This is a genomic window from Streptomyces iakyrus, assembly GCF_000717055.1.
GTDB classification, from domain to species: Bacteria; Actinomycetota; Actinomycetes; order Streptomycetales; family Streptomycetaceae; genus Streptomyces; species Streptomyces iakyrus.
Map to the genome: position 1 here is coordinate 46077 of NZ_JNXI01000033.1, position 9754 is coordinate 55830.

Annotated in this window: 10 protein-coding genes; 8 read left to right on the forward strand and 2 right to left on the reverse strand. The window is 70.8% G+C overall.

Annotated elements, in window-relative coordinates:
* The first annotated feature begins 139 nt into the window (after positions 1-139).
* From OO68_RS37600 to OO68_RS37615, 4 genes are all read left to right on the forward strand, one after another.
* The gene (locus OO68_RS37600) at positions 140-748 is read left to right on the forward strand and encodes a M48 metallopeptidase family protein (RefSeq protein ID WP_033313882.1); all 609 of its coding nucleotides are present in this window, start codon (positions 140-142) and stop codon (positions 746-748) included.
* A gap of 142 nt (positions 749-890) precedes the next feature.
* Positions 891-2618 (forward strand): TerD family protein, encoded by a 1728-nt coding sequence (locus tag OO68_RS37605; protein ID WP_033313884.1) that lies wholly within the window; start codon positions 891-893, stop codon positions 2616-2618.
* Between the two features lie 11 nt (positions 2619-2629).
* Positions 2630-3310: an AIM24 family protein gene (locus OO68_RS37610; RefSeq protein WP_030854889.1), complete on the forward strand. Its 681-nt coding sequence runs from the start codon at positions 2630-2632 to the stop codon at positions 3308-3310.
* A 16-nt stretch (positions 3311-3326) separates the two neighbouring features.
* A complete protein-coding gene (locus OO68_RS37615) occupies positions 3327-4082 on the forward strand; it encodes an AIM24 family protein (RefSeq protein WP_033313886.1) in 756 nt (251 codons plus the stop codon).
* A 166-nt stretch (positions 4083-4248) separates the two neighbouring features.
* Here OO68_RS37615 and OO68_RS37620 read toward each other — a convergent pair whose 3' ends face one another.
* Positions 4249-4776 carry an NUDIX hydrolase gene (locus OO68_RS37620; protein ID WP_033313887.1) on the reverse strand — a complete coding sequence of 176 codons (528 nt, stop codon included), beginning with the start codon at positions 4774-4776 and terminating at the stop codon, positions 4249-4251.
* Positions 4773-6239, reverse strand: coding sequence for a zinc-dependent metalloprotease (locus OO68_RS37625; RefSeq protein WP_033313888.1), 1467 nt, complete (start codon positions 6237-6239; stop codon positions 4773-4775). The genes OO68_RS37620 and OO68_RS37625 overlap by 4 nt, the downstream gene beginning before the upstream one ends.
* A gap of 192 nt (positions 6240-6431) precedes the next feature.
* On the opposite strand from OO68_RS37625, the gene OO68_RS37630 reads away from it, so the two are divergent.
* The 4 genes from OO68_RS37630 (at position 6432) to OO68_RS37640 (ending at position 9612) form a co-directional block, all read left to right on the forward strand.
* Complete coding sequence (locus OO68_RS37630; RefSeq protein ID WP_033313889.1) at positions 6432-7556, forward strand: SDR family oxidoreductase; 1125 nt, start codon at positions 6432-6434, stop codon at positions 7554-7556.
* A gap of 121 nt (positions 7557-7677) precedes the next feature.
* Positions 7678-8139: a molybdenum cofactor biosynthesis protein MoaE gene (locus tag OO68_RS37635; protein ID WP_033313890.1), complete on the forward strand. Its 462-nt coding sequence runs from the start codon at positions 7678-7680 to the stop codon at positions 8137-8139.
* A 115-nt stretch (positions 8140-8254) separates the two neighbouring features.
* Positions 8255-8419: a hypothetical protein gene (locus OO68_RS47035; RefSeq protein ID WP_167345944.1), complete on the forward strand. Its 165-nt coding sequence runs from the start codon at positions 8255-8257 to the stop codon at positions 8417-8419.
* Between the two features lie 101 nt (positions 8420-8520).
* Positions 8521-9612, forward strand: a complete 1092-nt coding sequence (locus OO68_RS37640) for a YlbL family protein (RefSeq protein ID WP_033313891.1) — start codon at positions 8521-8523, stop codon at positions 9610-9612.
* The last annotated feature ends 142 nt before the right edge of the window (positions 9613-9754 follow it).

Here is a 9754-nt window from a genome sequence, read left to right on the forward strand (position 1 = left end):
GCCCAAACCCGCCGACGCCTGCCGAAAGTTGTCCACAGGTGCGAGCATTCGTCGTACAAATCCGGCGGCAAATGGGAGCGGTGGCACCGAACCGTCCCGGAGTCGGGACTTCCCCGTGTGCAGCGGGTAACGTCGGGGCGTGCCCGCCGACCCACTGCACCGCGCCGGAACCGCACAGCGCAGCACGACGAGCCAGCCGCCGAGCGGCTCGGGGGCGAGCGCGATCGAGGTCCGCAGGAGCACCCGCCGACGCAGAACGGTCTCCGCGTACCGCGAGGGCGATCGCACCGTAGTGCTCATCCCCGCCCGGATGTCCGAGGCGGAGGAGCAGCGCTGGGTGAGCGTCATGCTCGACAAGCTCGCCGCCCAGGAGAGCAAGCGGGCCCTCGGCGACGCCGAGCTCGCCGAGCGCGCCCGGCGTCTTTCGGACCAGTACTTCGAGGGGCGGGCCCGGCCCGCGTCGGTGCGCTGGGTGACCAACCAGAACACGCGCTGGGGGTCCTGCACCCCCTCCGAGGGCAGCATCCGTCTGTCGCACCGCCTCCAGGGCATGCCTGATTACGTCGTCGACTACGTCCTCGTCCACGAACTCGCCCATCTGCTCGTGCCCGGACACGGACCTCGCTTCTGGGAACTCCTGGAGGCCTATCCGCGCACGGAGCGGGCCCGGGGATACCTTGAAGGCGTGGTGGCCGCGGAGCGGTTGCCCCATGTGCCCGGCGCCCGGGGCGAGAGCCCCGAGGGGTGACCGACCGCTTTCCGCGAGCGAACAGCCGATACGGCCGTGCGGGCGTTGTGTACCGGCTCTGTACCGACCTCGTCCGGTGTCCGAGTTTGCCGTTAGCCTGGCGCGACGCACTCACGCTCTGGATGGGGGACGGTCGTTACGCATGGCCAGGGAATTCCAACGCGGCCACAAGGCCAGGATCAGTGACCTCACCGCGGGCACGGATCTGTACGTAGGCGTACAGATCGCCGGCCCCGGGCTGAGCTTCGACATCAGCTGCTTCGGCCTCGACGCCGACGAACGGCTCTCGGACGACCGGTACTTCGTCTTCTTCAACCAGCCGAAGTCCCCCGAGGAGTCCATTCAGCTTCTGGGCGCCCAGGCGGGCGACACGGAGTCCTTCCGGGTGACGCTCGACCGGATCCCGCAGCAGATCCAGAAGCTGTCCTTCACGGCGACCATCGACGGCGCCGGGCAGATGTCGCAGATCACCTCCGGCTACATCCGGATCGTCGCGGGCGGCGAGGAGGTGGCGCGCTACTCCTTCAACGGCTCGGAGTTCTCCACCGAACGGGCCGTGATGCTGGGCGATTTCTACCTCAAGGACGTCTGGCGGTTCGCCGCCGTCGGGCAGGGCTTCGACGGCGGTCTTGACGCGCTGCTGAAGAACTTCGGCGGTGAGGTGGCCGAGGAAGAAGCACCCTCGCCCGCCCCGCAGCAGCCGCAGGCCGGCGCGGCCCCGGGCTTCGCGCCGCCCGCGTTCGGAGTCCCCGGAACCGCGGAACCCGCCCCGGCGGCGCCTCCGGCGGCTCCGGCGCCCGCGCCCCAGCCCGCTGCGCAGGGCTTCGCGCCCCCGCCCGGCCCCACCCCGCCTCCGGCCCCGGCCCCGGCGCCCGCACCCCAGGTGCACGCCGCCCCGACCATCGTCGCTCCCCTGAACACTCCGCCCGGCGGCTCCCCGGTGCCGCCCCCGGCACCCGCGCCGTACGGCCAGCCGGGCCAGCAGCCGCCGCAGTACGGGCAGGTCCCCGGCCAGACGGCCCCGCCGCCTCCCGGCTACGGCCAGCCCCAGGCGCCCCACGCCCCGGCCCCGCCGCCCGGCTACGGCCAGCCGACGCCGCCCCCGGGCTACGGCCAGCAGCCGCCGCCGTTCGGACAGGCCCCCTACGGAGCCCCGCAGGGAGTGCCTCACGGAGCCCCGCAGGGTGTTCCTCAAGGCGCTCCCCAGGGCCCCGGCGTGTCCGCCGCGCTCCAGCAGTTCAAGGAGACCCCGACCGGGCAGCGCTGGACGCAGCAGAACAAGAAACTCGTCCGCGTCGACCTCGGCATCGGCGGACAGCCCGTGCTGGCCCGGCAGGGCAGCATGGTGCTGTACCAGGGCAAGGTCGACTTCAGCTACAAGGGCGCCGGCTTCTCCGGCCGGATCGTGGGCAACGCCACCGGCCAGGAGATGCAGCTGATGCGCTGCACGGGCCAGGGCCAGGTCTTCCTCGCCGAGAACTCGACCATGCTGCACCCCCTCGAACTGCAGGGCGACGCCGTCTGCGTCTCCGCAGAGAACGTCCTCGCCTTCGACGAGAGCCTTCAGTACGAGGTCCGCCGCATCGAGGGCCACGGCATCCCCGGCGGCGCGCTGTTCACCATGCAGTTCCAGGGCACCGGCACGATCGTCGTCAAGACGCACGGCACGCCCGTGGTGCTGCCCGTCACGCCCACCACGTTCGCCGACTGCAACGCCGTGGTCGCCTGGTCGGCCGCGGCCCAGGTCGTCGTCTCCAGCCAGGTGCGGATGCGCCGCAACGCCTACCCCGGTGACACCGGGGAGAGCGTCAACCTCCAGTTCCGGGGAGCGCCCGGCAACTTCATCGTCGTCCAGCCGTACGAGGTCTGAGGGAGCCCGTCATGACACAGCAGCTCGCGGGCCATGCCCCCGCACCCGTCACCGCCCGCATGGAGAACCACGGCAACCACATGCTGAAGGTCGCCATGCAGACCGGGAACGACCTCCTCGCGCGCGTGGGGTCGATGGTCGCCTACGAGGGCTTCGTGCAGTACGAGCCCAACCCGCCGGCCGTGCGCCAGATCGCCAAGGACTGGCTCACCGGCGAGGGCGCGCCCTTGATGAAGTGCTCCGGCGACGGCCTGCTCTACCTCGCCGACTACGGGGCGAACGTCGTCGTCATCAACCTCAACGGCGACGGCATCTCCGTCAACGCCACCAACCTGCTCGCCTTCGACGCCCACCTGACGTGGGGCGTGGAGCGGGTCAAGGGCCTGGCGAAGTTCGCCGGGCAGGGCCTGTGGAACACCAAGATCTCCGGGCAGGGCTGGGTCGCGCTGACCTCCCGGGGCAAGCCCATCGTCGTCGACTGCGGAGGCGGCGAGGACGAGACGTACGTCGACCCCGACGCGCTCGTCGCGTGGTCCCCGAACCTCAAGGTGAAGGGCAAGCGCAGCTTCCGGGCCCAGTCGCTGATCGGCCGCGGCAGCGGCGAGGCCTACCAGATGGCCTTCTCCGGTCAGGGCATCGTCGTCGTCCAGCCCAGCGAGGACAGCACCGACCGTCTCCGGGTCCGGGGCTGAGGGGGAACCACACGCCATGCAGAGCCCGATTTTCGCCTACAACGAGCAGCCGACCCAAGAGCGCTGGAGTCTGCAGAACAAGCAGATGCTGCGCGTCGCCCTGGAGGGCCACGACGACATCCTGGCCCGCAAGGGCACCATGGTCGCCTACCAGGGCCTCGTCGAGTTCGACGCCGAGTACCAGAGCAACGAACAGTCCCGCGCGCGTGCGCAGACCGGTGAGGGGCTCGACCTGATGCGCTGCCACGGGCAGGGCACGGTCTACCTCGCCAACCTCAAGCAGCACGTGCACGTCATGGAGGTGGACCAGGACGGCCTCACCGTCGACAGCAGCTACGTGCTGGCGATGGACTCCTCCCTGCACCACGAGGTCATCGCCGTGGACAGCCTCTACGGCATCTCCGGCTCGGGGAAGTACCAGCTCAACATCTCTGGCCGGGGCAAGGTGGCCCTGATGACGTCCGGGATGCCGCTGCTGCTTCAGGTGACGCCCGACAAGTACGTCAACTGCGACGCCGATGCGATCGTCGCCTGGTCGACCAGCCTGCGCGTGCAGATGCAGGCCCAGACGCACTCCTCCGGAGTGTGGCGGCGCCGCGGCAGCACCGGCGAGGGCTGGGAGCTCAGCTTCATGGGCACCGGCTTCGCGCTCGTCCAGCCGAGTGAGCTGCTGCCGCCGCAGGGCGCCCAGATCGGCTCGGGCCTCGCCGCGCAGTACGGCATGGGCCAGCAAGGGGCGCGCGGACAGAACCAGGGCAACGTCTGGAGCTGAGCGCTCCGCGGGTTCGGCCGAAAGGTCCGGGGCCTGCTGTCTCGCCTCGACCGCGGGCCGTCTGTGCCTGGTCGCGCAGTTCCCCGCGCCCCTGAAGGGGCGCAGTCCACCGTCGGGATCGAATGTAAGGGGCGGCCGCCGACAGCGACCGCCCCTTACACGTGACTCACGTCGCGAGCCTCGCGCGTGCGGCCGCCAAGAGCTGCACGACCGACTCGTCCGCCACCTCGGCCACCTCGTCGTAGCCGAACCAGCGCACGTCGAGTGACTCGTCGCTGATCGCGTGCGCGGCGTCCGGCGGTGCCACGACCGCGTACTGGACATCGAAGTGGCAGTGGCACGGCGGCGGGATCGGATGCCGGTCCAGACGCACCGGACCGCCGGGCAGCAGGGAGAGCCCCGAGACACCGGACTCCTCCGTCGCCTCACGCAGGGCCGCTGCCGCCAGAGTGGCGTCACCGGGCTCGCAGTGTCCGCCCATCTGCAGCCACATCTGCAGCTTCTTGTGGAGGGTCAGCAGCACCCGGCCGCCCTCGGGGTCGATCACCAGCGCGCTCGCCGTGATGTGCCCCGCGTGGCAGGCCTTCCACAGGCCGTCCGGGTGCTCCGCCAGATGGTCGAGATACGCCTGGCGGAGGTCCGTCTGGTCCTCGTACCCCTTCAGCACGAGGACCGCGTCGTCGTACAGGCTCACCCGGCGTCGTCGCCCTTGTTCTTGCCCTCGCCCTCGTCCTCGTCCTTCTTCTTGAGGTCGGGCTTGTCCGCCGCTTCGCCGAGCATCTTGTCCAGCTCGGAGAAGTCGATCTGCTCGCGGTGCACGAAGCCGTCCGGGTCGTCCAGGTCGGACGCCGTCGGCAGCATGTCCGGGTGGTGCCACAGTGCGTCCCGGCCGTCCACACCCCGCGCGTCCGTGAGCGAGGCCCACAGACGGGAGGCGTCCCGCAGACGGCGCGGGCGCAGCTCCAGGCCGATCAGCGTGGCAAACGTCTGCTCGGCCGGACCGCCCGAGGCACGGCGGCGGCGCAACGTCTCGCGCAGGGCGTCGGCGGACGCCAGGCGGGGTTTCGCGGCGGCGTGGACCACCGCGTCCACCCAGCCCTCCACGAGCGCCAGAGCCGTCTCCAGACGGGCCAGGGCGGCCTTCTGCTCGGGCGTGTCCTCCGGCTGGAACATGCCCTGCTGGAGGGCCTCCTGCAACTGCTCCGGGTTCTGCGGGTCGAACTGGCCGACCACGTCCTCCAGCTTGGCCGTGTCGACCTTGATCCCGCGCGCATAGCCGTCGACCGCACCGAACAGATGCGAGCGCAGCCACGGCACGTGCGCGAAGAGGCGCTGGTGGGCGGCCTCGCGCAGGGCGAGATACAGCCGCACCTCCTCCTGGGGGACGCTCAGGTCCTTGCCGAACGTCTCGATGTTCACCGGCAGCAGCGCGGCCTTGCCGGCCGGGCCGAGCGGCAGGCCGATGTCGGACGAGCCGACGACCTCGCCGGCGAGCACGCCGACGGCCTGCCCGATCTGCGTGCCGAACATGGCGCCGCCCATCGAGCGCATCATGCCGATCAGCGGGCCGGCCATGGCCTGCATCTCCTCCGGCAGGACGTCGCCCATGGCGGTGCCGACGCGCTCGGCGACCGGGTCGACGAGCTCCTTCCAGGCGGGCAGGGTGGCCTCGACCCACTCCGCGCGGCTCCAGGCCACCGCGGAGGCGGCGCCGGACGGCAGGGAGGTGGCATCGTCGAGCCACAGGTCGGCCAGGCGGACGGCTTCCTCGACGCCCTTGCGGTCGGCAGGGCCGACGCTGGCGTCCTTGGTGCCGTCAGGACTGCCCTGGGAGACCGTCTGGCGGGCGATCTGCTTGGCCATGTCCCAGTTCACCGGGCCGCCCTCGTAGGAGAGCATCTGGCCCAGCTGCTGGAACGCGGCGCCCAGGTCGGTGGGGTTCAGCGACCCGAACATGGCTGCGAACGGATTGTCCGCACCGGGGCCCCCGGGGCCGCCAGGGCCTCCGCCGAAGCCTCCGGCTCCGGGCAGGCCGCCGAAACCGAACGGGTTGGCCGGTCCCTGACCACCACCGCTCTGCTGGTCCTTCTTCTTGCCCTCGTCGCCGTCGTCCGGCTCCTCCGGCGGAAGGCCGAATCCGAATGGGGTGTCACTCACGGGATTCCTCGGCTGGTAGGGCCGCCGGTTCTTTCCGGCGGCACGGCTGCCCGACAACACCACCCAGCGTAGACACCTGGGGCGGATCGGGCCTCGGTGCTTCGCCGACTGACGGCCTGCGGCAGGATGGATGCCACCTGGTACGCACGCGTCGGACGCGCTCGTACTGAAGACAACCGCTGGAGACGCCCGGTGAGTTCCCCAGATCCGCAGGTTCGCGCAGCGCGAAACCAGTCAACCAGTTCCGCGAGTCCCGCGGCACGTGGACCCGTCGTCGCGGTCACCGGCGCCGCTTACGGCGTGGGAGCCCTGCTCACCGAGCAGCTCGCCGCGTCCGACGAGGTCAAGCAGGTCGTGGCCATCGACGAGCGGCGCGGCGAGTGCGCCTCGGCCCAGTGGCACATCCTGGACGTACGGGATCCGGCCATCGCGGACAAACTGCGCGGCGCCGACGTGGTGGTGCACCTCGCGCTGGATCTCGATCTGGAAACCGACGCGGCCGCCCGAACGGCCTACAACGTGCGGGGGACGCAGACCGTCCTGACGGCCGCCGCGGCGGCCGGAGTGCACCGCGTCGTGCTCTGCACCTCGGCGATGGTCTACGGGGCGCTGCCCGACAACGAGCTGCCGCTGTCCGAGGACGCCGAGCTGCGCGCCACGGCCGAGGCGACCGGCGTCGGCGACCTCCTGGAGATCGAACGGCTGGCGAGGCGCGCGCCCCGGGCGCACCCGGGGCTCAACGTCACCGTCGTACGGCCCGCCGTGCTGGTGGGCGGAGGCACGGACACCGCGCTGACCAGGTACTTCGAGTCTCCCCGGCTGCTCGTCGTCGCCGGGTCGCGGCCCGCGTGGCAGTTCTGCCACGTCGAGGACCTGTGCAGCGCGCTGGTGTACGCCGTTCTGGAGAAGGTCGACGGGGAGCTGACCGTCGGGTGCGACGGCTGGCTGGAGCAGGAGGAGGTCGAGGAGCTCAGCGGGATCCGGCGGATGGAGCTGCCGTCGGCGGTCGCGCTGGGTGCGGCGGCGCGGCTGCACCGCATCGGGCTCACGCCGTCCCCGGCCGGGGACCTGGCGTACACGATGTACCCCTGGGTCGTGAGCGGCAGCCGGCTGCACGACGCCGGGTGGCGGCCGCAGTACACCAACGAGGAGGTGCTGGCGGAACTCCTGGAGGAGGTCGCCGGCCGGCACACGGTCGCCGGACGGCGGCTGGGCCGCAAGGACGCGACGGCCGCGGGCGCCGCGGGTGCGACCGTGGCGCTGCTGGGTGCGGCCGCGGTGGTGCGGCGGGCGCGGAAGGCCCGGCGGCGGATCTGAGGTACCCGCTGCCGGAACCGCCGAAGAGGGCCGCCCCTGTAGGAGGCTCCAAACGCGTATGCGCGCGTGCTGGTCGATGGCTCTATTCCGTGCCGTCGGTCGTGTGCGGCACGATGGGGACATGGCAACCACGAACGATCACCCCGGTGAGCAGGCCGCGCAGGACCCCGTCAAGCTGATCGGGATCCGGGACTCGGCCCTCTCCCTGGACGAGGTGTTCCGGGCCGTCGGGGACGACGCGGCCGGGGGCACCGCGCTCTTCGTGGGAACCGTGCGGAACCACGACGGGGGCGCCGACGTCGAGGAGCTGGGGTATTCGTGCCACCCCAGCGCCGAGGCCGAGATGCGGCGGATCGCCGAGAAGGTCGCCGCCGAGTTCCCGGTGCGGGCCCTGGCGGCCGTGCACCGCGTGGGGGACCTCCGGGTCGGGGATCTGGCCGTGGTCGTAGCGGTCTCCTGCCCCCATCGTGGCGAGGCCTTCGAGGCCTGCCGGAAGCTCATCGACGACCTCAAGCACGAAGTGCCCATCTGGAAGCACCAGAAGTTCTCCGACGGCACGGAGGAATGGGTGGGGGCCTGCTGATCCGGGAAGCCGTCTTCCGGTTGCGTAACCGCACCCCTGGCGTGAGCGTTGTCACTGCGGATCGTTAATCTGCTGATCAGTCAGTTGCGGACGTTCAAAGGGGTTGGAGGTCGGCATGGCGGCGCTCGCCTGGTTGCTGATTCCGCTTGTGGCTGCCATCGGCGCGGGGCTCTGGGGCAGTTGGGCCAACCGGACCCGCAGGGTCCGTAACGACGGCCCGGAGCTCATCGGCTACGCCCGCTTCCGCGAGGCCATGGAGAAGCCCCGACCAGGTGCCTGAGAGTCGGGAAACAGCAGGTCACAGGCGTCTGTGAGCCCAGGGTCGCCCCGGACGGGCGGCCCTGACGGTGCGCTGACAGGACCGTCCCGTACTGTCGACTCATGCCACGCCGCACCGCGACGATGCTCGCTTCCACCCTGATGCTGATCGCGCTCCTGTGCGCGGGAGTGTTCATCCCCGTGCCCTATGCGGAGATGTCCCCGGGGCCGACGGTGAACACGCTGGGCGATCACGACGGTGAGCCGGTGCTGCAGATTGCGGGGAAGAAGACCTACGCGACCAGTGGCCACCTGAACATGACCACGGTCCGGGTCACGAGCGCCGATTACCGGATGAACCTGGTCGAAGCCGTCTACGGCTGGCTCGCACACGACAACAAGGTCGTGCCGCACGAGACGCTCTACCCGGACGGCAAGACCGAGGAGCAGTCCACCCAGGAGAACGCCGAGGAGTTCAGCCAGTCTCAGGAGAGCGCCAAGGTCGCCGCCCTGAAGCAGCTGGACGTTCCGGTGAAGTCCTGGGTGATCGTCTCGACCGTGGTCAAGGGCTCCCCGGCCCAGGGCAAGCTGCACGCGGGGGACGTGATCAAGGCCGTCGACGGCACGCCGGTGAAGCAGCCGAACGACGTCGCGAAGCTCGTCACCAAGCACAAGCCGGGCCAGGACGTCCGCTTCACGATCGTGCCGGCCAAGGAGCAGGCCGCCGCGGAGAAGGAGAAGCGGACGCCGACCAAGACGCAGGACATCAGCATGACCACCACGACGTCCGACGACACCGGAGAGAAGCGCGCCATCGTCGGGATCTCCGCGGGCACCGACCACACGTTCCCGTTCACCATCGACATCAAGCTCGCCGACGTCGGCGGGCCGAGCGCCGGGCTGATGTTCGCTCTCGGCATCTACGACAAGCTCACCCCGGGCAGTCTGACCGGCGGCACGTTCGTGGCGGGCACCGGCACGATCGACGACGCCGGCAAGGTCGGTCCGATCGGCGGCATCGAGATGAAGACCGTGGGCGCGCGGGCCAAGGGCGCGCAGTACTTCCTGACGCCCGCCGACAACTGCGCGGCCGCCGCCAAGGACACCCCCGACGGCCTCACCCTCATCAAGGTGGGCACCATCCAGGACGCCCTCGGCGCCCTCAAGGACATCCGCAGCGGCGACACCGCGGATCTGCCGAGGTGCGGTAAGTAGGTCGGGGACCGGGCCCGGAGAACCGGGCCCACGGTCCGTCGGGGCTAGGTGTGCTGTCCCGGGACGTTGGTGACAGGCGACACGCCTTGAGTGGTCCTTGAACGAGGCGAGGGCCTCTGGGTTCGGTGTGGATTGCGAAGTC

What these genes read in the sequence shown, in the direction of transcription:
- OO68_RS37605 (WP_033313884.1), top strand. Translation starts at nt 891, where the DNA reads ATGGCCAGGGAATTCCAACGCGGCCACAAGGCCAGGATCAGTGACCTC.
- OO68_RS37610 (WP_030854889.1), top strand. Translation starts at nt 2,630, where the DNA reads ATGACACAGCAGCTCGCGGGCCATGCCCCCGCACCCGTCACCGCCCGC.
- OO68_RS37615 (WP_033313886.1), top strand. Translation starts at nt 3,327, where the DNA reads ATGCAGAGCCCGATTTTCGCCTACAACGAGCAGCCGACCCAAGAGCGC.
- OO68_RS37635 (WP_033313890.1), top strand. Translation starts at nt 7,678, where the DNA reads ATGGCAACCACGAACGATCACCCCGGTGAGCAGGCCGCGCAGGACCCC.
- OO68_RS47035 (WP_167345944.1), top strand. Translation starts at nt 8,255, where the DNA reads ATGGCGGCGCTCGCCTGGTTGCTGATTCCGCTTGTGGCTGCCATCGGC.
- OO68_RS37640 (WP_033313891.1), top strand. Translation starts at nt 8,521, where the DNA reads ATGCCACGCCGCACCGCGACGATGCTCGCTTCCACCCTGATGCTGATC.